General features: G+C 74.1%; 19 protein-coding genes. 12 read left to right on the top strand and 7 right to left on the bottom strand.

The features are described 5' to 3' along the window. The first annotated feature begins 1 nt into the window (after nucleotide 1). Nucleotides 2-967, top strand: a complete 966-nt coding sequence (locus tag ACIOJE_RS36730) for a DNA-3-methyladenine glycosylase 2 family protein (protein ID WP_280686042.1) — start codon at nucleotides 2-4, stop codon at nucleotides 965-967. A gap of 204 nt (nucleotides 968-1,171) precedes the next feature. Here ACIOJE_RS36730 and ACIOJE_RS36725 read toward each other — a convergent pair whose 3' ends face one another. The 3 genes from ACIOJE_RS36725 to ACIOJE_RS36715 form a co-directional block, all read right to left on the bottom strand. Then, nucleotides 1,172-2,464, bottom strand: coding sequence for a coenzyme F420-0:L-glutamate ligase (locus ACIOJE_RS36725; protein ID WP_400782508.1), 1,293 nt, complete (start codon nucleotides 2,462-2,464; stop codon nucleotides 1,172-1,174). Nucleotides 2,465-2,537: 73 nt separating this feature from the next. After that, nucleotides 2,538-3,497, bottom strand: coding sequence for a 2-phospho-L-lactate transferase (gene cofD, locus ACIOJE_RS36720; protein WP_400782505.1), 960 nt, complete (start codon nucleotides 3,495-3,497; stop codon nucleotides 2,538-2,540). An 80-nt stretch (nucleotides 3,498-3,577) separates the two neighbouring features. Next, nucleotides 3,578-4,201: a cysteine dioxygenase gene (locus ACIOJE_RS36715; protein WP_400782504.1), complete on the bottom strand. Its 624-nt coding sequence runs from the start codon at nucleotides 4,199-4,201 to the stop codon at nucleotides 3,578-3,580. A 628-nt stretch (nucleotides 4,202-4,829) separates the two neighbouring features. Here ACIOJE_RS36715 and ACIOJE_RS36710 point away from each other — a divergent pair. The 3 genes from ACIOJE_RS36710 to ACIOJE_RS36700 all read left to right on the top strand — a co-directional run bounded on the left by ACIOJE_RS36710 (nucleotide 4,830) and on the right by ACIOJE_RS36700 (nucleotide 10,911). After that, entirely contained in the window at nucleotides 4,830-5,102 is a 273-nt protein-coding gene (locus ACIOJE_RS36710; protein ID WP_063349134.1) for a WhiB family transcriptional regulator, read from the top strand. A 217-nt stretch (nucleotides 5,103-5,319) separates the two neighbouring features. Then, a complete protein-coding gene (locus ACIOJE_RS36705) occupies nucleotides 5,320-9,204 on the top strand; it encodes a glycosyltransferase (RefSeq protein WP_400782502.1) in 3,885 nt (1,294 codons plus the stop codon). Between the two features lie 6 nt (nucleotides 9,205-9,210). Continuing rightward, a complete protein-coding gene (locus tag ACIOJE_RS36700; RefSeq protein WP_400782500.1) occupies nucleotides 9,211-10,911 on the top strand; it encodes a DUF5719 family protein in 1,701 nt (566 codons plus the stop codon). 54 nt (nucleotides 10,912-10,965) lie between these two features. Here the strand turns inward: ACIOJE_RS36700 and ACIOJE_RS36695 are convergent, their stop codons facing one another. Then, entirely contained in the window at nucleotides 10,966-11,418 is a 453-nt protein-coding gene (locus ACIOJE_RS36695; RefSeq protein ID WP_280686049.1) for a metallopeptidase family protein, read from the bottom strand. A gap of 163 nt (nucleotides 11,419-11,581) precedes the next feature. Here ACIOJE_RS36695 and ACIOJE_RS36690 point away from each other — a divergent pair, with 163 nt between their 5' ends. From ACIOJE_RS36690 to ahcY, 6 genes are all read left to right on the top strand, one after another. Beyond that, nucleotides 11,582-11,947, top strand: a complete 366-nt coding sequence (locus ACIOJE_RS36690) for a DUF3499 domain-containing protein (protein WP_280686050.1) — start codon at nucleotides 11,582-11,584, stop codon at nucleotides 11,945-11,947. Nucleotides 11,948-12,124: 177 nt separating this feature from the next. Next, nucleotides 12,125-13,510, top strand: coding sequence for a phosphomannomutase/phosphoglucomutase (locus ACIOJE_RS36685; RefSeq protein WP_280686051.1), 1,386 nt, complete (start codon nucleotides 12,125-12,127; stop codon nucleotides 13,508-13,510). Between the two features lie 105 nt (nucleotides 13,511-13,615). Beyond that, entirely contained in the window at nucleotides 13,616-13,798 is a 183-nt protein-coding gene (locus ACIOJE_RS36680) for a Trm112 family protein (protein ID WP_280686052.1), read from the top strand. Nucleotides 13,799-13,881: 83 nt separating this feature from the next. Then, on the top strand, nucleotides 13,882-15,132 hold the full coding sequence (locus ACIOJE_RS36675) for an SIS domain-containing protein (RefSeq protein WP_400782495.1): 1,251 nt from the start codon (nucleotides 13,882-13,884) through the stop codon (nucleotides 15,130-15,132). A 118-nt stretch (nucleotides 15,133-15,250) separates the two neighbouring features. After that, nucleotides 15,251-16,228: a cation diffusion facilitator family transporter gene (locus ACIOJE_RS36670; RefSeq protein ID WP_280686054.1), complete on the top strand. Its 978-nt coding sequence runs from the start codon at nucleotides 15,251-15,253 to the stop codon at nucleotides 16,226-16,228. Between the two features lie 379 nt (nucleotides 16,229-16,607). After that, a complete protein-coding gene (gene ahcY, locus ACIOJE_RS36665) occupies nucleotides 16,608-18,056 on the top strand; it encodes an adenosylhomocysteinase (protein ID WP_280686055.1) in 1,449 nt (482 codons plus the stop codon). A 71-nt stretch (nucleotides 18,057-18,127) separates the two neighbouring features. Here the strand turns inward: ahcY and ACIOJE_RS36660 are convergent, their stop codons facing one another. Then, on the bottom strand, nucleotides 18,128-19,159 hold the full coding sequence (locus ACIOJE_RS36660) for a hypothetical protein (RefSeq protein WP_280686056.1): 1,032 nt from the start codon (nucleotides 19,157-19,159) through the stop codon (nucleotides 18,128-18,130). After that, entirely contained in the window at nucleotides 19,156-19,668 is a 513-nt protein-coding gene (locus tag ACIOJE_RS36655) for a SigE family RNA polymerase sigma factor (RefSeq protein WP_400782562.1), read from the bottom strand. The genes ACIOJE_RS36660 and ACIOJE_RS36655 overlap by 4 nt, the downstream gene beginning before the upstream one ends. Nucleotides 19,669-19,787: 119 nt before the next feature. Here ACIOJE_RS36655 and ACIOJE_RS36650 point away from each other — a divergent pair, with 119 nt between their 5' ends. After that, nucleotides 19,788-20,423: a hypothetical protein gene (locus ACIOJE_RS36650; RefSeq protein ID WP_280686058.1), complete on the top strand. Its 636-nt coding sequence runs from the start codon at nucleotides 19,788-19,790 to the stop codon at nucleotides 20,421-20,423. An 8-nt stretch (nucleotides 20,424-20,431) separates the two neighbouring features. Here the strand turns inward: ACIOJE_RS36650 and ACIOJE_RS36645 are convergent, their stop codons facing one another. Continuing rightward, complete coding sequence (locus tag ACIOJE_RS36645; protein ID WP_400782492.1) at nucleotides 20,432-21,394, bottom strand: RDD family protein; 963 nt, start codon at nucleotides 21,392-21,394, stop codon at nucleotides 20,432-20,434. Nucleotides 21,395-21,677: 283 nt separating this feature from the next. On the opposite strand from ACIOJE_RS36645, the gene ACIOJE_RS36640 reads away from it, so the two are divergent. Beyond that, nucleotides 21,678-22,682 (top strand): stage II sporulation protein M, encoded by a 1,005-nt coding sequence (locus ACIOJE_RS36640; RefSeq protein WP_280686060.1) that lies wholly within the window; start codon nucleotides 21,678-21,680, stop codon nucleotides 22,680-22,682. Nucleotides 22,683-23,144 lie beyond the last annotated feature (462 nt).

The following is a 23,144-nucleotide window of genomic DNA, read 5'->3' as shown; positions in this document are numbered from 1 at the left end:
CATGGTCGACGAAGGCGGTGGAGCCGGACAGCGGAGGAGGCGTACGGCGGTGACGGGCGAGTCGGTACGGCGCTGGCGGCCGGGCTTCCCGCTGGACGCGGCCCGGACGCTGCTGCCGCTGCGCCGGGGCCCCGCCGACCCGGCGTACCGCACCACCGGCGACGGCGCGATCTGGCGGGCGTCCCGGACCCCGGCGGGGATCGGGACGCTGCGGGTGCTGGCGCGGCCGGGGGCCGGCGAGGTGGAGGCCACCGCCTGGGGCCCGGGCGCGCAGTGGCTGCTGGAACGGCTGCCGGCGCTGCTGGGCGCGCAGGACGATCCGGAGGCCCTGGTGCTGCCGCCCGGCCCGCTGCGGGACGCCCAGCGCCGCACCGCCGGGGTCCGCCTCACCCGCACCGGACTGGTCCTGGAATCCCTCGTCCCGGCGATCCTGGAGCAGAAGGTGACCACCGACGAGGCGTACCGCGCCTGGCGCACCCTGCTGAGGGACTTCGGCACCGCGGCGCCGGGCCCGGCCGAGGGCCTGCGGGTGGCGCCGTCGGCCCGGGAGTGGGCCCTGGTGCCGAGCTGGGAGTGGCACCGTGCGGGGGTGGATCCGAAGCGCTCGGCGACGATCATGCGCGCCGTCCGGCTGGCCCCCCGGATGGAGCAGGCCTCCGCGATGGACCACGCCGAGGCCTTCGCCCGCCTCACCGCCGTCCCGGGGATCGGGACCTGGACGGCCGCCGAGACCCTGCAGCGCAGCAACGGCGACCCGGACGCCGTCTCGGTCGGCGACTTCCACCTGCCCAACCTGGTCGGCTGGGCCCTGGCCGGCCGCCCCCGCAGCGACGACGCCCAGATGCTCGCCCTGCTGGAGCCCTACCGCCCGCACCGCCACCGCGTCTGCCGCCTCCTGGCAGCCACCGCCGTCCACGCCCCCCGCTACGGCCCCCGCCTCACCCCCAACGACCACCGGGGCAGATGACCGGCCCGGCGCCGCTACGCCGAGGTCGCGGCTTCCCCCTGGGCGCACGTCAAGTCGCTGTGCGCCTGGCCGAGTTGCTCCGTCGGGCCGAGGCGCGGACGCGCGCCGCCCGCGACGAGGCCGCCGACGCGCTGGCCGCCCGTGAGGCGGTGCAGCACCTGGGGGACCCGACGATCGGGAGGGCCTCATTGCTCGCCGAGGTCGCTACCGCACCTCGATGAAGGCGTCGGCGCTGCGCTCGGGGCGCGCCCGCGGGGCTTCGGCGGGGCGGCCGACGGCGATGGCGCCCATCGGGTCCCAGCCGGCCGGGAGGTCGAGGGCGGCGCGGACGGTGTCGCGGCAGAACATGGTGGACGACACCCAGGCGGAGCCGTAGCCCTCGCCGGTGAGGGCGACGAGCAGGTTCTGCACGGCGGCGCCGGCGGCGACGGTGAACATCTCCCGTTCGGCGGTGGCGCGCCGCTGGTCGGGGTAGTGGTGCGAGCCGTCCATGACGAGGCACGGCACCACCAGGTAGGGCGCGTCGCGCAGGACGTCGCCGCGGGCGGTGCGGCGGGCGATCCGGGCGTCGTCCCAGCCGTCGAGTTCGCGCAGGTCGCGCTGCCAGGCGGCGAGCATCGAGTCGAGCAGCCGGGTGCGGACCTCCGCCGTCTCCAGCAGGACGAACCGCCACGGCGTGGTGTGGTGCGGAGCGGGCGCGGTGACGGCGGCGGCGACGGCGCGGCGGACGGCGGCGGGGTCGACGGGCTCGGCGGTGAAGGAGCGGACGGTGCGCCGCAGGGTGACGGCCTGGCGCAGCGCCTCGGAGGTGCCGAGCCGGAACATGTCGTCGACGGCGGGGCGGACCAGCGGCCGGGCGCCTTCGCCGTCCTCGGCGGTGACGAGGTGGCCGAGCCCGCGGACGACGGCGACCGGCACCCCGGTGGCCTTGCCCTTCACCAGGTCGGCGGCGGCGGCGAGTTCGTCGGCGGTGGCGGTGACGGTGAGCGTCAGCTCGTTGCCGTGGCTGTCGGTGCGCCCCCGGTGGTCCTCCAGGACGGTGAGCCCGGCGGCGCCGATGGCGACGTCGGTGAGCCCGTTGCGCCAGGGGCGGCCGAAGGTGTCGGTGACGACGACGGCGAGCCGGCGTCCGGTGAGCCGATGGAGCCCGGCGCGCAGCGCGCGGGCGGAGGCGTCCGGGTCCTCGGGCAGCAGCAGGACGGTGCCGGGGGCGGTGTTGGAGGCGTCGACGCCGGCGGCGGCCATGACGAAGCCGTTGCGGTTCTCGACGATTCGGGCGGGGCCGCGTCGGGCGACCACCCGGACGGTCTCGGCGTTGATCGCGGCCTCGCGGTCGGCGGCGTGCAGCAGCCGGCCCTCGGCCTTGCTGACGATCTTCGAGGTGACCAGCAGGATGTCGCCGTCCCGGTAGTCGCCGGCCTTGGCGAGCAGCGCGGCGAGGTCGGCCCCGGCGTCGACCTCCGGCAGCCCCTCGACCGGCAGGACCTCCAGGCTCATGCGCCCACCTCGCCGCGCTCGGCGGTCGCTTCGCGAAACGCGCACCTTTTGACGGTTCGCGAGCTCCGCTCGCTCACGTGCGCACCTGCTCGGCGAGGGCGAGCGCGGCCCGGGCCATCTCGGCGGTGGCCTCGACGTCGGTCATCAGCAGCGGGACGGCCCGGCAGGCGATCCCGGCGGCCTCGACGGCGGCGACCGAGTCCTGGTCGGCGGTGTCGACGAGCCAGCCGTCGATCAGCGCGGAGCCGTAGTCGAGGGCGACGGCCTCGGCTGCGGCCTCGACGCCGACGGCGGCGAGCACCTTGTCGGCCATGCCGCGCACCGGGGCGCCGCCGATGATCGGGGAGAGCCCGACGACGGGTGCCGGGGCGGCGGCGACGGCCTCCCGGATGCCGGGGACGGAGAGGATGGTGCCGATCGAGACGACCGGGTTGGACGGCGGGAGGAGGATCACGTCGGCGTCGGCGATGGCCTCCAGGACGCCGGGCGCGGGCTTGGCGGTGTCGGCGCCGACCGGGATGATCGCCTCGGCGTCGACGGCGGCGTGCAGCTTGACCCAGTACTCCTGGAAGTGGATCGCCCGGGTGCCCTGCTCGTCGGTGATCCGCACGTGGGTCTCGACCCGGTCGTCGCTCATCGGCAGCAGCCGTACGCCGGGCTTCCAGCGCACGCACAGCGCCTCGGTGACCTGGCTGAGGCTGTAACCGGCGGTGAGCATCTGGCTACGGACGAGGTGGGTGGCGAAGTCGCGGTCGCCGAGCCCGAACCACTCGGGGCCGACGCCGTACTCCTGCATCTCGGCCTTGATCGACCAGGTCTCGTCGGTGCGGCCCCAGCCCTGCTCCTCGTGGATGCCGCCGCCGAGGGTGTACATCACGGTGTCGAGGTCGGGACAGACCTTGAGGCCGTAGAGGTGGATGTCGTCGCCGGTGTTGCCGATGACGGTGATCTCGTCCTGCGGTCCGACCGCCGCGAGGAGTCCGCGCAGGAAGCGCGCTCCGCCGATTCCGCCTGCCAGTGCCACGATGCGCATGGGGCCATCCTGCCACGGCCGGACTGCCCGTCAGCCCGGCCGCCGCCGGGCGCGACGGCCGGGCTGACGACGGCGGGTGCTCAGTGCGTCCCGGCCTGGGCCTGCGGGTGCTGTTCGGGGACGGAGGTGCCGCCGTACTGGTTCATCTCGGTGAGGCCCGGGGTGTAGAGGTGGATGGAGACGGCGGGTTCGAGCGTGCCGTTGACGACCTCGTGCAGGTAGCCGGAGGAGAAGACCCGCTGCCCGCCGGGGCGCAGGGTGCGCGCCGCTTCTCCCTCGTGGGTCAGCGAGCGCTCGATCAACTCGCCCTGGACGACGGTCATCACACCGGAGGACTCGCCGTGGTCGTGGAAGCCGCTGCTCTGGCCGGGCAGCCAGCTGAGCAGCCAGACCTCGTAGCCGGGGCCGGTCTCCAGCCGGGCGTACCAGCGGGTGAGCGCGTCGTAGCGGACCAGTGGCTCCCAGCGGGCGCGGTCGGCGGCGATCTCGCGGACCAGCCGGGCGTGGTCGGCGACGGTGGTGGGGTGGGCGGGCAGGTCGGTGCGGGCCAGGTGCGGGAAGGCGAGCGGGTCGCCGGCGATGGAGACGTCGCTGAGGCCGTCGGTCCAGCCCCGGGCGGACCGGGCGGGGCGGGCGGCGGCGGGTGCGAGTCCACGACGGGCGAGTTTGTTGCGGTCGCGGTTCCGCTGGCGGATGCGGGTCATGCGCACGGGAGTCGTCCTCGGAGTGGCGGCTGGTTCGTCAGGGATCAGCCGGATCCGGGATGTCCTGGGGCGGAATCGCGGGCGGCCTCTGTGCTTCCTGGGGGCGGCGCGCGGTGGGACGCGGGCGCCTAGATACAGCAGGAACAGAGGCGACAACAAGAGTTCACGGCACGACGGAGCGTGGAACCGCTCCGGGGGCTGGCGAACTCTGACATAGGGGAAAGGAGACCGTACCCACGGTCCCGGTGTCAAACGCAGGGATGGGGTATTCGAGGGGGTTAGGTCCGGAAGCTGCCCGGATGGGGTGATAAATCACCGTCTATGTTTCGATGGGAAGATCGCCGGGAAGGCAGGGCGATGACCGGCCTGTGATGGTGACCGAGCGTCACTCGGCGAATAGGTGCGGACGGTTCGAGGCCGTCCGGGGCTTTTGGGCTGAAGGTCCAATGTGTCCGAATATGTACACTATTCGTAACGGCTTGGTGCCGGGGAGTGAATCCTGGCCCCAATACCAGAGCTCGGCTTGACTGGGCCAGAGTGACGCAACTGTAATTTCACTCGTGTCGTCGGCCGCACGAGGCAACGGCAACCACGGGGACGCCAAGTAGGGGCAGAGGAGGCGCGCCACATGAGCGAGCTCTTTGAGCTGTTGATCGGTGACGGCATCGCGGAGGAAGAGGAGGAACTCGGTTGGCAGGAGCGCGCGTTGTGCGCCCAGACCGACCCCGAGTCCTTCTTCCCCGAGAAGGGCGGCTCCACTCGCGAGGCGAAGAAGGTCTGCCTCGCCTGCGAGGTCCGGTCGGAATGCCTGGAGTACGCCCTCGCCAATGACGAGCGGTTCGGCATCTGGGGCGGCCTCTCCGAGCGCGAGCGTCGTCGGCTCAAGAAGAGCGCGGTCTGACCGGGGTGGGCCCTGACCCCCGCTGACCCTTCGACAACCTCACAGCAGTACGGGCGCCTCACCGCGGTGGTGGGGCGCTTTCGTGTTCCCGGCCCCCTCTTCACCGCTTCCGCACCGGCACCGCGGACGAAGCCGTCATCCGGAGCCGTTAGTGTGGTGCGCCATCCGGTTGCCGTTCACCGGCTGTGTCCACCGAGAACTGGGGCCCGCGCACTCGATGACCGTCTACAGCCACCAGAGCGGCTTCACCGCTGCCAGGCCGCCCGCCTATCCGCGCCACCTGGTCACCGCGGTGATCGTCTCGCACGACGGCGCCCGCTGGCTGCCGCAGGCCCTCGCCGGCCTGCTCGGCCAGGACCGCCAGGTCCAGCGGGTGCTCGCGGTCGACACCGGCTCCACCGACAACTCCCCGCAGCTGCTCGCCGACGCGCTCGCCGACTTCGGCCTCGCCGACGGGATGCCCGAGAGCGGCCCGCTGATCCTCGGCCGCCGGGCCGGCTTCGGCACCGCCGTCGCCGAGGCCGTCTTCAACAGCCCGCCGCTGCGCCCGGAGGACCTCCCGTACCGGCTCGACCCCTCCGGCTACGACCCGGTCACCGGCGGCTGGGACGACTTCGGCGACCCGCTCGCCCAGGAGGACGACCTCGGCCGCGGCGGCCCGCGCGAGACCCAGCCCGTCGAGTGGCTCTGGCTGCTGCACGACGACTGCGAGCCGCAGACCGACGCGCTGCGCCGACTGCTCCAGGTCGCCGACTCCACCCCCAGTGCCGCCGTGATCGGCCCCAAGCTGCGCAGCTGGTACGACCGCCGCCAGCTGCTGGAGGTCGGCGTCACCATCGCCCGCTCCGGTCGCCGGTGGACCGGCCTGGACCGCCGCGAGCAGGACCAGGGCCAGCACGACCAGGTCCGCCCGGTGCTCGCCGTCTCCAGCGCCGGCATGCTGGTGCGCCGCGACGTCTTCGAGGAGCTCGGCGGCTTCGACAAGGCGCTGCCGCTGATGCGCGACGACACCGACTTCTGCTGGCGGGTCAACGCCGCCGGCCACCGCGTGGTGGTCGCCCCCGACGCCGTGCTGCGGCACGCCGAGGCGGCCAGCCGCGAGCGCCGCGCCATCGACTGCGGCCCCGCCCACCCGCACCGGGGGGACAAGTCCGGCGCCGTCTACACCCTGCTCGCCAACTGCAAGGGCGCGCTCTTCCCCTACGTCCTGCTGCGGCTGGTGCTCGGCACGCTGCTGCGGGCCGTCACCAACCTGCTCGGCAAGGACCCGCGGCAGGCCTTCGACGAACTCGCCGGCCTGGGCCACGAACTCGTCCGCTTCCCCCGGCTGCTGGCCGCGCGCAAGCGCCGCGCCCGCACCCGGGCCGCCGACGCCCTGGACGACCGCACGCTCTTCCCGGCGCCCGGCGCCACCGCCCGCCTGGCCGTCGAGGGCGTCATCGGCTCGCTCGGCATAGGGGGCGGGGACGACTCCGGCGGCCGGCACGGCTCGGTCGAGGCCGGGCCGGGCGACGAGGACGCCGAGGACCTGGTCGTCGAGCAGTTCACGCTGATCAAGAAGCTGGCCCGGCGCCCGGCGCCGGTGCTGTTCGCGGCCCTGCTGGTGTTCGCCCTGATCGCCTGCCGCGGCCTGCTCGGCGGCGGCGAGCTGTTCGGCGGCGCCCTGCTGCCGACCGCCGACGGCGCCGGCGGCCTCTGGTCGATGTACGCGGACGCCTGGCACCCGGTCGGCACCGGCTCCACCGCCGCCGCGCCGCCGTACCTCGGCGTGCTCGCGGTGCTGTCCTGGGTGCTGTTCGGCCACGCCGACCTCGCACTCACCCTGCTGATCGTGCTCACCGTGCCGCTGTCCGCGGTCAGCGCCTACCTGGTGTCCCGGCCGCTGCTGGACTCCAAGCTGGTCCGCGCCTGGGCCAGCGCCGCCTACGCGCTGCTGCCCGCCGCCACCGGCGCGCTCGCCCAGGGCCGGATCGGCACCGCCGTCCTCGCCGTGCTGCTGCCGCCGCTGGCCCGCGCCGCCGCGATCGCGGCCGGCCTCGGCATCCGCGACGAGAGCGCCGCCAAGGGCGCCCGCCCGGGGTGGCGGCCGGTCTGGATGACCGTCCTGCTGCTCACCCTGGCCACCTCCTTCGTGCCGTTGACCTGGGCGCTCGCGCTGCCGCTCTGCCTGGCGATGCTGGTCGTCGCGGTCGTGCGCGGCGGCGCCTTCGGCTCCGGCGGCGCCGCGCTGCGCCTGCTCGGCCTGCGCGTCCTGGTGATCCTCGCGGTGCCGGTCCTGGTGCTGGCGCCGTGGTCGCTGAAGGTGCTGTCGAACCCGCAGTGGCTGCTGCTGGAGGCCGGCCTGCCCGGCCTGCACGGCACCGGTGCGAGCGCGGTCGGCCTGCTGCTGGTCAACCCGGGCGGCGCCGGGGTGCCGCCGGTGTGGCTGTCGGCCGGCGTGGTGCTCGCCGCGCTCGCCGCGCTGCTGCGCGCCGACCGCCGCCGCGCGGTGCTGGCGGCCTGGGGGGCGGCCGGCGCCAGCCTGGTCTTCGCGGTCGCGGTGGCGGGCACCTCCGTCACCCCGGCCTCCGGCGGTCCGATGGTGCCCGCCTGGGCCGGCCCGGCCTCCCTGATCGCCGGGATCGCCCTGCTGGCGGCCGCCGCGATCGGCGCCGACGGCGCCAACGCCCGGGTGGCCGGGATCGCCTTCGGCTGGCGCCAGCCGGTGGCCGCGCTGGTGGTGGCCGCCGCGGTACTGGCCCCGCTGGGCACCGGCCTGTGGTGGGCGCTGACCGGCGCCGGCGGGCCGCTGCACCGGGCCCCGGCCGGCCAGGTGCCCGCGTTCATCGCCGAGGAGGCCGGCACCACCGACCGGTCCCGCACCCTGGTCGTGACCGGTGACCCGGGCGGCGGCGCGGTCCGCTACACCGTGGTCCGCGGCGCGGGTCTGACGCTCGGCCAGGCCGAGTCCACCGTCGACCCGGCGACCGGCACCCAGGACCGCCTGAACACGATGGTCGGCAGCCTGCTGGCCGGCTCCGGCGCCGACCAGGCCGGCGCGCTGTCCGGCTTCGGCATCGCCTACGTGCTGGTCGAGCAGCCGGTGATCGGCACCTACAAGGACGTCCTGGACACCACCCCCGGCCTGGTCAAGGCCAACCAGGACGGCGACTCCGCGCTCTGGCAGGTCAACGGCGCCCCCGCGGTCCGCGCGGTGATCACCACCCCGGGCGCCGCCCCGGTGGTCGTCCCGTCCGGGGCCCGCGACCTCACCGCCACCGTCCCGGCCGGCCCGGACGGCCGGGTGCTGCGGCTCGCCGAGTCCGCGGCCCCCGCGTGGAAGGCCACCCTGGACGGCGCCGCGCTGGAGGCCGTCACGGTCGACGGCTGGGCGCAGGGCTTCAAGCTCCCGGCCGGCGGCGGCAAGCTGGCCGTCACCCGGGAGGACGGCTTCGCGCACACCGGCTGGATCTGGGCCCAGGTGGTGCTCGGCCTGACCATCCTGGTGCTGGCCCTGCCCGGCCGCCGCAGCCACAAGGACGACGACCTGCCCGAGGAGGTGGTGGCCGCCGCCGCGCTGGCCGCCGCGGCCCAGGCGCAGGCGCCCGCCCCCGGCAGCCGCCGGGCCCGCCGGATGGCCGAGCGCGGCGAGGGCGGCGCCGAGGACGGCGGGGTGTACGACGGCCCGCCGGGAGCGATCCCGCAGCAGCCGGCCGGCGAGCCGGTGGCCGAGGCGGTCCAGGCGGCTGCCGCCGTCCAGGAGGCCGAGCCGTACGCCGACCCGTACCAGACGTACCAGCAGGCCGACCCGTACAGCTACGACCAGTACGCGGCCCAGCAGCCGGCGGCCGCGTCCTACGGCGGCCAGGGCGAGTGGGGCCACCCCGGGCCGGAGGCCGGGGGCGGTTACCAGCAGCAGGCGTACCCGCAGCAGGGCTACGAGCAGCCGTACCCGCCGGAGCAGCAGTACGGCTACGACCCCTACCAGCAGGCGGGGCACCAGCAGCCGTGGGTGCCGGGGCAGCCGCAGGCCGAGCCCTACTACGACCCGAACGACCCCAACGACCCGAACGACCCCCATGGCACGGGCCGGTACCCGCACCAGCACGGATCGGGGAGCTGACCCGCGATGAAGAAGCCCGCTTTCAGGAAGAAGTCCGCGGCCGAGGCCGTCGAGCCCGCCGAGGCCGAGCAGTCCGGGCACGCCCCGGCGGAGGCGCCGGAGCCCGCGGCGCCCGGCCGCCCGGCCGGGCGGTCCGGGGGCACCAGGACCACGCCGTCCCTGCTGGCCGCGGCCGTCGTGCTCGCGGCGGTGTTCGGGATCGCCGAGGCGCGCCCGCCGGCCGCCCCGGCCAAGGCGGATGCCGGAGCCCCGACCACCGCGCAGGTCGAGCGGACGGCGGCGGTCTGCCCGCAGCCGCTCCAGGGTCTGACCGGCTCGACCGCGTTCACCGCCTACACCCCGCCCGGGACGGGCGGTGCCACCGGCGGGGCCGGCTGGCTCTCCGACGCCGCCGCGCCCGCGACCCCGCCGACCGCGGCCCCCTCGGCCCCGGCCACCCCGGCACCGTCCGGTTCGGGCGCCCCGGCCGCCCCGGCCGCCCCGGACAAGGGCGGTGCGCCCGCCGACGCCCGGCTGACCCTGGCCAAGCCCGGCACCCCGGTCACCGGCCCGGCCGCCAACGGCGACACCGCCCCCGGCACCGGGGCAGTGGCCACCGGCGCCCTCGCCCCCGGCTTCACCGTCACCCAGACCACCGTGGTCACCGAGCAGCGCGGACTCGGCCTGTCCGGCCTCACCTGCACCCCCGCCGGGACCAGCTTCTGGTTCGCCGGGGCCAGCACGGCCGGTGACCGGGTCGACTACGTCAGCCTGGTGAACACCGAGTCCTCCGCCGCCGTCGTCGACATCAAGCTGTACGGCGACAAGGGCCTGATCGAGAACGACGCCGCCAACGGCATCACCGTCGCCCCCGGCAGCTCCCAGTCCGTGCTGCTGCCGACCATCAGCAAGGGCGCGGTCACCGACCTCGCCGTGCACGTGGTCGCCCGCAGCGGGCGGGTGGGCGCCGCCCTGCACGCCGCCGACGGGAGCAAGGGCGCCGACTGGATCCCGGCCTCGGCCGACCCGGCGCCCACCCAGGTGCTGCCCGGCCTGCCGGCCGACACCTCGGCCGCCCACCTGGTGGTCTGGGCGCCGCCGGAGGACGACGCCGACCTGAAGATCCAGCTCTCCGGCAAGAACGGCTGGTTCACCCCGGCCGGCAACGAGTCGATCCACATCAAGGCGGGCATGGTGGCCGCCGTGGACCTCGGCAAGGTCACCCGCGACGAGGTCGCCGGGCTGCGGCTGTCGCCCACCGACGACAAGCACCCCACCCCGATCGTGGCCGGCCTGCGCGTCGACCGGGCCGGGGGCGGCGGCAAGAGCGACGCGGCCTGGCTCACCGGCAGCGCCCCGGTCGGCGCCCGCGCCACCGTCGCCGACAACCGGGCCGGCGCGTCCACGCTGTTCCTGACCTCCACCGGCGACGCCGCCACCGTGCGGGTCACCGCCTCGGCCGGAACCGGCGGCGGCACCCCGGTGAGCAAGGACGTCGAGCTGCCGGCCGGCGGCACGGTCGCCCTCCCGGCGCCCGAGCCGGGCGGGCTGAACGGGAGCTTCGCGCTCACCGTCGAGACCGTATCCGGCGGACCGGTGGTGGCCGCCCGGATGCTCTCGCTGCCCACCAAGGACGTGCCGATGTTCACCGTCCAGGCGCTGCACGACGACCGCAGCACCGTCAAGGTCCCGCGGGCCGGCCAGGATCCGGGCGTCGTCCTGCGCTGACCGGCCGCCAGGGGCGGTACCCGGGTCCGCCGGGTACCGCCCCTGTGCGCGTGCTCAGTCCTCGTCGTAGCGCGGGTCGATGGCGTCCGGAGACAGCCCCAGCAGCTCCGCGACCTGCTCGATCAGGATCTCGTGGACCAGCGCCGCGCGGTCCTCCCGGGTCTTCGCCCGGATCTCCACCGGCCGCCGGTACACCACGATCTGGCTCTTGCGCCCCTGCTTGCCCGGCGACACCCGCCCCAGCGGCACACCGTCCTCGGTGTCGGCCGCGTCCGGTTCGCGCAGCGGCACCTCCTGGACGGCGAACTCCACCTCGATCAACTGCGGCCAGCGCCGTTCGAGACGCTCCACCGACTCGCGCACGTAGTCGTCGAACAGTTCGGAGCGGGTGAGCGAGATCGGCACCTGGGGCGGCGCCAGCGGGCCGCGCAGCCCCCTGCCGTGCCGGTCGCGGTGCCGGGGACGGCGCGAGGGTCCCGTCGATGACTGCGGTGCAGAGCTGTCCATATCACTGCCGAGGGTAGTCCTTGGACGGTCGGAAGTGGACTACTCCGACGGGGAAACGCCCGGGGTGGCGGGTGCGCGGACCGGCGCGCCGACCGCGACACGGCACCCCTGCCGGACAGGCGGTCTTCGCTCCCCAGCGAGGAGTGCGGTACCGTCCACCCTCGTGAGCTCTGTACGTCGTTGTTCGCGGACCGCGTGCGGCCGGCCGGCCGTCGCGACGCTGACGTACGTCTACGCGGACTCCACCGCCGTCCTGGGCCCGCTCGCCACCTACGCCGAGCCGCACTGCTACGACCTGTGCGCCGAGCACGCCGAGCGCCTCACCGCCCCGCGCGGCTGGGAGGTCGTCCGGCTCGCCGCCGAGGCCGGGCCGCTGCGCCGCAGCAGCGACGACCTGGAGGCCCTCGCCAACGCCGTCCGCGAGGCCGCCCGCCCGCAGACCCCCCGTCAGGGCCGCGCGCCCGAGGGCGAGTCCACCGAGGGCGGCCGCCGCGGCCACCTCCGCGTCCTCCGCTCGCCGGACAACTGACGCCGCACCCCGCACCCGGCCCGCACCGGGCGTTCGTTCGACCCGGGTACGCTGCCCGTCTACCGTCACCGCGGACCGTCGACCGAACGGGCGGTGACCCCGACGTATCGTGACCGTGGGCGGCCAGCCGCCGATCACACGCACACCGATCAGTACAGAGACCAGGGTGGAGCCGCAGTGCGCGACCTCAAGCAGCTCGTGAAGGCGTACGACGTCCGAGGAGTCGTCCCGGACCAGTGGGACGAGCACCTGTCCCGGGCCTTCGGCGCCGCGTTCGTGCAGGTCACCGGCGCGTCCGCGATCGTCGTCGGCCACGACATGCGGCCCTCCTCCCCGTCGCTCAGCCGGGCCTTCGCCGAGGGCGCCGCCGCCTACGGCGCCGACGTGGTCCAGATCGGCCTCTGCTCGACCGACCAGCTCTACTACGCCAGCGGCAAGCTCGACCTGCCCGGCGCGATGTTCACCGCCAGCCACAACCCGGCCCAGTACAACGGCATCAAGCTGTGCCGGGCCGGCGCCGCCCCGGTCGGCCAGGACACCGGCCTCTCCGAGATCCGCGAGCTGGTCGAGTCCTGGACGGCCGAGGACGACACCGTCACCGTCCCGGCCAAGGACGTCAAGCCCGGCGCGCTGTCCGAGCAGGACACCCTGCGCGGCTACGCCGACCACCTGCTGGGCCTGGTCGACCTCACCGCGATCCGCCCGCTCAAGGTCGCCGTGGACGCGGGCAACGGCATGGGCGGCCACACCGTGCCGACCGTCTTCGACGGCCTGCCGATCGACCTCGTCCCGATGTACTTCGAGCTGGACGGCACCTTCCCCAACCACGAGGCCAACCCGCTCGACCCGAAGAACATCGTCGACCTGCAGGCCAAGGTCCGCGAGGTCGGCGCCGACCTCGGCCTGGCCTTCGACGGCGACGCCGACCGCTGCTTCGTCGTCGACGAGCGCGGCGAGCCGGTCTCCCCGTCCGCCATCACCGCCTTGGTCGCCGCCCGCGAGATCGCCCGCGCCAAGGCCGCCGGCGAGGCCGAGCCGACCGTCATCCACAACCTGATCACCTCCTGGACCGTCCCCGAGGTGGTCCGCGAGCTCGGCGCCACCCCGGTGCGCACCCGGGTCGGCCACTCCTTCATCAAGCAGGAGATGGCCGTCACCGACGCCGTCTTCGGCGGCGAGCACTCCGCGCACTACTACTTCCGCGACTTCTGGCGCGCCGACACCGGCATGCTCGCCGCGCTGCACGTGCTGGCCGCGCTCGGCGGCCAGTCCGGCACCCTGTCCGGGCTCACCGCGGAGTACGACCGCTACGCCGCCTCCGGGGAGATCAACAGCACCGTCGCCGACCAGGCCGCCAGCACCGCCGCCGTCCGGGCCGCCTACGCCGGCCTGGAGGGCACCACCGTCGACGAGCTGGACGGCCTCACCGTGGCCGGTCCGGACTGGTGGTTCAACCTGCGCGCCTCCAACACCGAGCCGCTGCTGCGCCTGAACGTCGAGGCCAAGGACCCGGCGAAGATGGCCGAGCTGCGCGACGGCGTGCTCGCCGTCGTCCGCGCCTGACCGAGGCCTCCAGTGCCCCGGCCGGTAGGGTTGCCTATCGGCCGGGGCACCGCCATGCCGATCCCGACCAGCCTTCCCACCCCCAAGACCGGGAGCCCGACACCCATGAAGCTCGAATCCTTCCTGCTGGAGATCCTGGTCTGCCCGCAGTGCCGGGCCGCGCTCACCGAGGGCGGGACCGAGGAGCAGCCCGAGCTGGTCTGCACCGGTGCGGACTGCGGCCTCGCGTACCCGGTCCGGGACGGCATTCCGGTCCTGCTGGTGGACGAGGCCCGCCGCCCGGCCTGATCCTTGGGGCGGACGAACCGTCCCCCCGCCCAGCGCTCCCCGCCAGCCCAGCGCGCACAGGACAGCAGCCGGAGGCCCGCCGCATGCTCGACGACACCCTGCTCGACGACCCGGCCGCCCTCCAGCGCGCCGACCGTGACCGCGCCCTGCTGGCCCTGGCCGGCTCCGGCGCGCGGGTCCGCACCGCGCTGCGGCTGGCCGGCGCGGCCGGTCTGGACCGGCTGCGCCCGGACGGCCGCCCGCGCGCCGTCCTGGTCGCCGGCCACGGCAGCGCCCTGACGGCGGGCGAGGTCCTGGCCGCGCTGGCCGGCAACGCCGCACTGATCACCCCGCTGCCGCCGACCGAGGCGGTCGCCCCGCGCGCCGACCGGGCGGGTGCGCCGCCCGCCTTCACCACCGGGCTCGGCTGGCAGCTGCCCGGCTGGGCCGGCCCGCTCGACCTGCTGGTGGTCAGCTCCGCCGACGGCGGTGAACCGGGCCTGGTCAGCCTCGCCGAGCAGGCCTACGCGCGCGGCTGCGCGATCGTGGTCACCGCCCCGGCGGGCAGCCCGCTCGCCGAGGCCGCCCTGCAGGTGCGCGCGCTGCCGCTGCCGTACGTGACCTCCGTGCTGTCCGAGGACGAGGCGCCCGCCGGCCCGTCCGCCGAGCCGGACCTGCCCGCCGAGGACCCGGCCGCGCTGTGGTCCCACCTCACCCCGCTGCTCGCGCTCGCCCAGAAGATCGGCATCACCCAGCTGCCGTACGACGCGCTGCCGGCCGTCGCCGACCTGCTGGACGCGACCGCCGTCCGCTGCCGCCCCGACGCCGCCGCGTACACCAACCCGGCGAAGGGCCTGGCCGCGCGGCTGGCCGGGACGGTTCCGCTGCTGTGGGCGGAGGGCCCGATCGCCGGGGCGGTCGCCGACCGCTTCGCCGCCCAGCTCGCTGAACGGGCCGGCCGCCCGGCGCTGGCGGGGCTGCTGCCGCAGGTGCTCACCGCCCACCGCGGCATGTTCACCGGCCAGTTGGGCGCGGGCGCGGACCCGGACGACTTCTTCCGCGACCGGGTCGACGAGCCGGATCCGCTGCACCTGCAGGTCCTGCTGCTGCGGCACGTTCCGGGTGCGCCCGGCGGTGCGCCCGACGAGACGGACGCCCCGGCCGAGGTGCCGGAGGACGACGCGGGCCCGCGCAGCTTCGGCGTCACCCGCGCGCACCGGCTGGCGGCCGCCCACGAGGTCCGGCTGACGGAGTACGCGAGCACCCGGCCGGACCCGCTGCACGCGCTCGCCGACCTGCTCGCGCTGACCGACTTCGCCGCCGTCTACCTCGGGCTCGCCGCCGCGCAGTCCTGAGCCGGCGCGGACACGGCCCCGGCCGCTCGCGCCGATACCTCGGCCACCTCGACGGCCGGTACGGTAAGCGCTCGACGAGAGCAGCGCGACCGGCCACTGCGGCGGAGGGACCCCGAGCATGAGTACTGAAGGCGGCACCAGGGCACTGGTTGCGGCGCTGTCCGCGAACCTGGCGATCGCGGCGGCCAAGTTCACCGCCTTCGCCTTCACCGGCTCCTCGTCGATGCTGGCCGAGGGCGTGCACTCGGTCGCCGACTCGGGCAACCAGGTGCTGCTGCTGATCGGTGGCAGGCGGGCGCGCCGGGCGGCGGACGAGGAGCACCCCTTCGGGTACGGCCGCGAGCGCTACATCTACGGCTTTCTGGTGGCGATCGTCCTCTTCAGCGTCGGCGGCCTGTTCGCGATCTACGAGGGCTGGCACAAGGTCAGCCACCCGGAGAAGCTGGACGCCTGGGGCTGGGCGGTCGGCGTACTGGTCTTCGCGATCGTGATGGAGGGCTGGTCCTTCCTGACCGCGATGCGCGAGTCGGCGAAGGCCAAGGGCGGCCAGGGCTGGGTCCAGTTCATCCGCACCGCCAAGGCTCCGGAGCTGCCGGTGGTGCTGCTGGAGGACACCGGCGCGCTGATCGGTCTGGTGCTCGCGCTGCTCGGCGTCTCGCTCACGGTGATCACCGGCGACGGCGTCTGGGACGGCGTCGGCACCCTGTGCATCGGCGTCCTGCTGGTGCTCATCGCGGTGGTGCTCGCCCTGGAGACCAAGTCGCTGCTGCTCGGCGAGTCCGCGGACCGGGAGTCGGTGCGGCGGATCCGCGCGGCGCTGGTGGACGGCGAGTCGGTCACCGGCGTGATCCACATGCGCACCCTGCACCTGGGCCCGGAGGAACTGCTGGTCGCCGCCAAGATCGCGGTCAACGCGCAGGACAGCGCCGCCCGCGTGGCGGAGGCGATCGACGCCGCCGAGGCGCGGGTGCGGGCGGTCGTCCCGATCGCGCGGGCGATCTACCTGGAGCCCGACGTCTACAGCGCCGAGAAGGCCGCCGCCGGCGAGGACCCGGCGGCCACCCCGGGCGGGCCCGGGCCCGACACCGCGCACTGACGGGCCGCCGGCGGCCCGGCGGCAGGCAGGTGGCGGGCCGATGGCGGGCCGATGGCGGGCTGGGATCCGGCTTGAGGACCGATCGGATCCGAGGCCGAAAACACTCATCGGCGGACGGCCGGCGGGGCCGCCGGTGTAGATTCGTCACCAGAGCCAGAACGTCGCTGCTGATGGCGGTCGATCGGCGGTCCGCACCCGTAGGGTGTGCCCCGGTCGAGGGAGAGAGGTCCTCCGACGGTTTGTGCTGTGCAGCAGGGAACCGGTCCGTCACCACGGATCCGGCCGCCCCGGCGTAGCCGTGCACCCGTACGGCCCCGCCGCGCTGCGACCGCACACCAGGACCTTGGCCATGCCCACCCCATCAGCGAGGAGCAGACGTATGTCGACCGACACCACCGGTGACTTCAAGGTCGCCGACCTTTCCCTGGCGCCGTTCGGCCGCAAGGAGATCCAGCTGGCCGAGCACGAGATGCCCGGCCTGATGTCGATCCGCGCCGAGTACGCCGAGTCGCAGCCGCTGGCCGGCGCCCGCATCACCGGCTCGCTGCACATGACCGTGCAGACCGCCGTCCTGATCGAGACCCTGACCGCCCTGGGCGCCGAGGTCCGCTGGTGCTCCTGCAACATCTTCTCCACCCAGGACCACGCGGCCGCCGCCATCGCCGTCGGCCCGGAGGGCACCCCGGAGAACCCGCAGGGCGTGCCGGTCTTCGCCTGGAAGGGCGAGACCCTGGACGAGTACTGGTGGTGCACCGAGCAGGCGCTGACCTGGCCGAACGGCCAGACCCCGAACATGATCCTGGACGACGGCGGCGACGCCACCCTGCTGATCCACAAGGGCGTCGAGTTCGAGAAGGCCGGTGCCGCGCCGGACCCGTCCACCGCGGACAACGACGAGTTCCGGATCATCCTGGAGCTGCTCAACCGCACCCTCAAGGACACCCCGAACAAGTGGACCGAGGTCGCCGCCACCATCAAGGGCGTGACCGAGGAGACCACCACCGGTGTCCACCGCCTGTACGAGATGCACCGTGACGGCAACCTGCTGTTCCCGGCGATCAACGTCAACGACGCCGTCACCAAGTCGAAGTTCGACAACAAGTACGGCTGCCGCCACTCGCTGATCGACGGCATCAACCGCGCCACCGACGTGCTGATCGGCGGCAAGGTCGCCGTCGTCTGCGGCTACGGCGACGTGGGCAAGGGCTGCGCCGAGTCGCTGCGCGGCCAGGGCGCCCGCGTGATCATCACCGAGATCGACCCGATCTGCGCGCTGCAGGCGGCGATGGACGGCTACCAGGTCACCACCCTGGAGGACGTCGTCTCGATCGCGGACATCTTCATCACCACCACGGGCAACAAGGACATCATCCTTGCCTCGCACATGGAGAAGATGAAGCACCAGGCGATCGTCGGCAACATCGGCCACTTCGACAACGAGATCGACATCGCGGGCCTGGCGAAGCTGCCCGGCATCGTGAAGACCGAGGTCAAGCCGCAGGTCCACGAGTGGCGCTTCGCCGACGGCCACACCATCATCATGCTGTCCGAGGGCCGCCTGCTGAACCTGGGCAACGCGACCGGCCACCCGTCGTTCGTGATGTCCAACTCCTTCGCGAACCAGACGATCGCCCAGATCGAGCTGTTCACGAAGACCGAGCAGTACCCGATCGGCGTCTACGTGCTGCCCAAGCACCTGGACGAGAAGGTCGCCCGCCTGCACCTCGCCGCGCTCGGCGTGAAGCTGACCACCCTGACCCAGGAGCAGGCCGACTACATCGGCGTTCCGGTCGAGGGCCCGTACAAGGCGGAGCAGTACCGCTACTGATGCGGTGACGCCCCGACGCCGGTGGCCGGCACCCCACCCCAGGGGTGCCGGCCACCGGCGTACGGGCGCGGTCAGCGGAGGACGTCGGTGGTCCAGCTGCTCTCGTCGGCGCCGGTGACGTGCACGAGGTTCAGCAGGCCCTGCAGGCCGCCGAGTTGGGCGAGCGCGGGCGGTTTTCCTTCCGCCCCTCCCACGCAGACCTTGATCCCCTGGTCAACCCGGCACAACGCCTGGAACGGCTCCTGCGCCGGTTCCCCGGGAGGGATCGCCCGGTCCGGGGCGACCGAGACCCGGACCTTCTTGTCCTCGGCCGAGAACGTGACCTGGGCGCCCCAGGGCAGCGAGCCCTGGGGGCGGGTCAACGAGGCGCCGGTCAGCCGGACCGAGCTGGGAGGCCCGGCCAGCCAGAACGGCAGCGGGACGTCCCAGTTGCCGACCTGGACGCCGGCGGCGACCCGAAGCAGCGCGTCGTCGGGGACGTCCTGGGAGCGGCCGCGCCACCCTGTGAGCTGCGCCCACCGACCGGAGGGGGTCAGCCAGCGCAGGAGCCGGGATGAGTTGTCGAAGGTGGGAGCGGTCGGATGGACCAGCCAGTACGCGGTCCGGCCGTTCACGTCGGGGGCCGGCACCTTCTCCTGCTTCTGCTTCGGATCGACGTCGATGGCCGGCTCGGGCCCGGCGGGGAAGAGCGAGAGCATGAGGCTCCGTCCGCCCATCCCCCCCTCACTGGCACTGGTAACGCTCCCCAAGTAGCTGATGCCGCGCTCGCCGTCCACCCAGTCGGGCAGCCAGCCGAACTTGACTTCGGTGGCCAGGACGCCGGTACCGGTCTTGGCCGGGGGAGTGGAGGGGGCCGGGGCGACCGAGGCCGGGGCCGCGGGTGCGGCGGGCGCTCCGGCGGGGCTGGGCTCCAGCACCAGCGTGGCGCCGATCACGAGGGCCGTCGCGGCGGCCACCGCGCCGACCGTGAACCGCTGCCGGCGGCGCAGGCGGGCCCGTCCCCGGGTGATGGACGTGGCGACGTCGAACGCGGCCGGCGGCGCCGGCTCGTCGGCCAGGGCTACCAGGCGGGCGGCCAGGTCGCTGTGCTCGGTGGTGGTCATGACGTCCTCTCTGCGACGGCGGGGCGGGAGGCGAGAGTGCTGCGCAGGGCAACCAGCGCGCGTGAGCTCTGGCTCTTCACGTTGCCCGACGAACAGCCCAGCGCCTCGGCAGCCTGATCGATCGACAGATCGCAGTAGTAGCGGAGCACCACGGTGGCCCGCTGGCGGGGCGGCAGCGCGGCAAGGGCGCGGCGCAGGTCGATCGAGACGTCCAGATCGACGCTCGCGGCGGCGATGTCCGGCTCGGTGTCGGTGCGGGTCGTGCGGCGCCACCAGGGGGAGCGCTGCTCGCTCAGGAACGTGTTGATCAACACCCTGCGGGCGTAACCGTCCACGTTCTCCATCCGTTTGGCCTTCGACCAGTGCACGTAGAGCTTGGTGATGGTCTCCTGGGCCAGGTCGTCGGCCCGATGCCAGTCCCCGCACAGCAGATAGGCGACCTTCCGAAGCCAGCCGCCCCTGGAAGCCACGTACTCGGTGAATTCCGCGTCGTGTGCCTGCTTCGCCATCTGCACCCCCCGTTCCTCGTAGCGATGGCGCTCAGCCGCGCCGTCCACCTCCCTAATGCGGGCACCCGCCCCGAACGTTGCACGCCGGGTCCGGAGATCGTCCACGTAGGCTTTCGGGCATGCCCAACGGCCGGTACTCGCTCCACGACACCCATGACCACGTGCTGCTCGGCGAGGAGCGCTTCAGCTGCGCCCCCGGGGCGGCCGGCTGGCGGTACGTCTCCAAGACCTACGCGCCGGACGGGCAGGTGATCGGCGGCGTCGACCTCACCCTGGACTCGCGCGCCCGCCCGCTGCGGATGGAACTGCGGGCCGGCGGCTGGCTGGTGCGCGGCGGCGCGGTGGACGGCGTGGCCTGGGTCCGGACCGACGCGGCGGACCCGGGCGGCGAGCACGCCGTGGAGGGCCACGACCGGGCGCACGGGTTCACCGGCGGTTCGCCGGCCTTCCTGGTCGCCACTGCCCGGCTGCTGCGGCTGCGGGAGGGGGCGAGCGCGCGGGTGCGGCTGGTCGCGTTCACCGAACCGGTGCTGGCGCCGCGCACCTTCGACCAGGGGTGGCTGCTGGAGGGCGTCGACACGCACGAGACCGACTCGGGCCCGCTACGGGTCGAGCGGTACCAGGTGGCGGACCTGGAGACCGGCGAGCAGCAGGTCGTGCACCTGTCGGGCGACGTGGTGCTGGCGGCCGCCGGGATCGAGCTGGAGGAGCTGGCGTCGCCGCCGAACGCCTGGCCGGTGGAGTTCGGAAGTTAGGACACGTCTCAGGCGGGCGGGGCGAAGCCGGTGCCCGGGGCGGGGGCGGGCTTCTCGAAGGACGGGGCGGCGGGCGCCGGGGCCGGGGTCGTGGGGGTGGTCGCGGCCGGGACGCCGAGGACCCGAAGCGGCCGGCCGTCCGCGGTGGGCGGCTGGGGTGCGGGGGCCTGCCGGGCGGGGGCGGGGGCTGCGGGGGCGGTCATCCGCTGCTGCGCCTGGGCCCGCATCCACTCCCGGCGCTGGCGCTCGGTGAGCACGGCGCCCAGGTACGCCGCCGGGTGCAGCCCCGGTGCCACCGGGTGGCCGGTACGGGCGGCCAGGTCGTCGGCCAGCCGGGCGGACATCCGGAGCGCCACCGCCGGATCCAACTGGCCTATGCGGCCGAGCAGTTGGCGGACCGCCAACCAGAGCGACTCCGGCACCGCGGACAGGTCCATCGCGACCAGCTCCCGGCCCATCGCCTGCAGCAGGTGCGGGTGCACGGGCGGCAGCGGGGACGCCGTGCCGCCGCCCGGGGTGCGCTCGCGGACGACCACCGTCCCGGCGAAGACGTCGCCCAGCCGCCTGCCGTCCACGTTCACCGCCGAGGTGATCACCGCCGGCACGCCGGTCAGGGCGACCAGCTCCATGAAGCCGACCAGCCCGCGCACCAGCGAGTGCCGGAACCGCACGGGGCCACCGTCGGTGCGCACCACCCGCAGGCCGAGCGCGGCCTTGCCGAGCGAGCGCCCGTGGCTGAGGGTCTCGACCATCACCGGCACGGCCACCAGGAAGAACACCAGCAGCCCGAGCAGGGTGGCGGCCAGCGCGGCACCGTCCAGACCGATCAGGGCGACGCTCAGGAGGAGCGAGACCAGCAGCAGGGCGGCGAACTCCACGAGCAGGTCCAGCGCGATCGCCAGCGCCCGGCTCGGAAGCTTCGCCGTCTGCAGGTCGAGGACGACCGCCTCACCCGTCACCAGGTCGCTCAAGACACCTGTCCGTTCACGCTCGTGGAGCCCGTACGGCTCCAGTGGAGGCCGCCGAGGGCGGCACGGTCGAGGGGAGGGACACCACCCGGACCGGCCCCCACGACCCGCTCTCCGCAGTCCGATCCGCAGCCGCAAACATACGGCGCCCGGCGGCCGCACGGGAAGTGAGATCCCGGCGGCCGGGGCGCTCGCCGCTCCTGGCATGCTGGGCCGCGCGTGTCCGTACGTACCCGCCGCCCGCGCCCGGGCCCCTCGCGCCCACCGCCGACCATGGAGCCGCCGAATGGACCTGGACGTCTTCGTCGCCACCCACCAGGGGGAGTGGGCACGGCTGGACGCCCTCGCCCGACGGCGCCGGCTCAGCGGGGAGGAGGCCGACGAACTGGTCACCCTGTACCAGCGCGCCACCGGCCACCTGGCCAAGGTCCAGGCCGCCGCGCCGGACCCGGCCCTGCTGAGCCGGCTGACCGGGCTGGTCTCGCGGGCCCGCAGTGCGGTGACCGGCTCGCGCAGCAGCGGCTGGCACGACGTCGCCCGGTACTACACGGTGAGCTTCCCGGCCGCGCTGTACCGCTCGCGCCGCTGGTGGCTGCCGGTCGCGGCCGTCTCGCTGCTCGCCACCGCGGTGCTCGCCTGGTGGATGGCCACGCACCCCGAGGTCCGCAACAGCCTCGTCGCCCCGGAGCATCTGCAGGAGATGACCCGCCCCGGCGGGCAGTACGAGTCGTACTACTCGGACCGTCCGGCGAGCTCGTTCGCCGCGCAGGTCTGGACGAACAACGCCTGGGTCGCCGTGCAGTGCCTGCTGTTCGGGATCGCGCTGGGCCTCCCCGTGCTCTGGGTGATGTGGACCAACGTGGTCAATCTCGGCGTCGGCATCGGGCTGATGGCCTCCGCCGGGCGCCTCGACGTCTTCCTCGGCCTGCTCATCCCGCACGGCCTGCTGGAGCTGACCGCGGTGTTCGTGGCCGGCGGTCTCGGCCTGCGCCTCGGCTGGACGGTCGTCGACCCCGGCCCGCGGACCCGTGGAATGGCCCTGGCCGAACAGGGCCGCTCCATCATCGGCATGGCCATCGGCCTCGCGACGGTGCTGGCCGTCTCCGGTGTGCTGGAAGCCTTCGTCACTCCGTCCGGCCTGCCCACCTGGGCGCGCATCTCGATCGGCGTGCTGGCGGAGACGGCATTCCTCCTCTACGCACTGGTGTTGGGCCGGAAGGCCGCCGAGGCGGGAGAACTCGGCGATCTGGACGCCGCCGATCGGGCGGACCTGCAGCCCGTCGCGGCCTGAGGCGATGTGATCCACACGCCTCTGACCTGCTACTCTTCTCGCATCTCAGCCAAACCATTGACGTGGTCGGGGTGGGCTAGTAGGTTTGAACGGTTGGGACCGACTGGACAACAGTCGTCCCGGGCGTTAGTGTCTACGACACCGCCGAATCGAGGTGGGCGTGTTTCACGAAATGCGCGCCCTCTGACGAAGCAAATCCCACGGACTGAGCACACCGAAAGCTTTGATAAGCTTCGGAGCGAAGTTTGCAGGAAATCCCGCCAGCGGGAATTCGGAGAAACGAAGCCGGTAAGAACGGCCGCGAGAATCTGATAAGCTGGAAACACGAAAGAACGAAGCGCCCGGAGGGCCTGCTGGAAGGCAGCCTGAAGGAAGTGTCCGTTCCTTGAGAACTCAACAGCGTGCCAAAAGTCAACGCCAGATATGTTGACATCCCCGGCCTCAGATTCTTCTGGGGTTGGA

The organism is Kitasatospora sp. NPDC087861 (genome assembly GCF_044742585.1).
In the GTDB taxonomy this organism is placed as follows: domain Bacteria; phylum Actinomycetota; class Actinomycetes; order Streptomycetales; family Streptomycetaceae; genus Kitasatospora.
The sequence above is the reverse complement of the archived record's forward strand: the minus strand, read 5'-3'. Positions and strand labels throughout refer to the sequence as shown.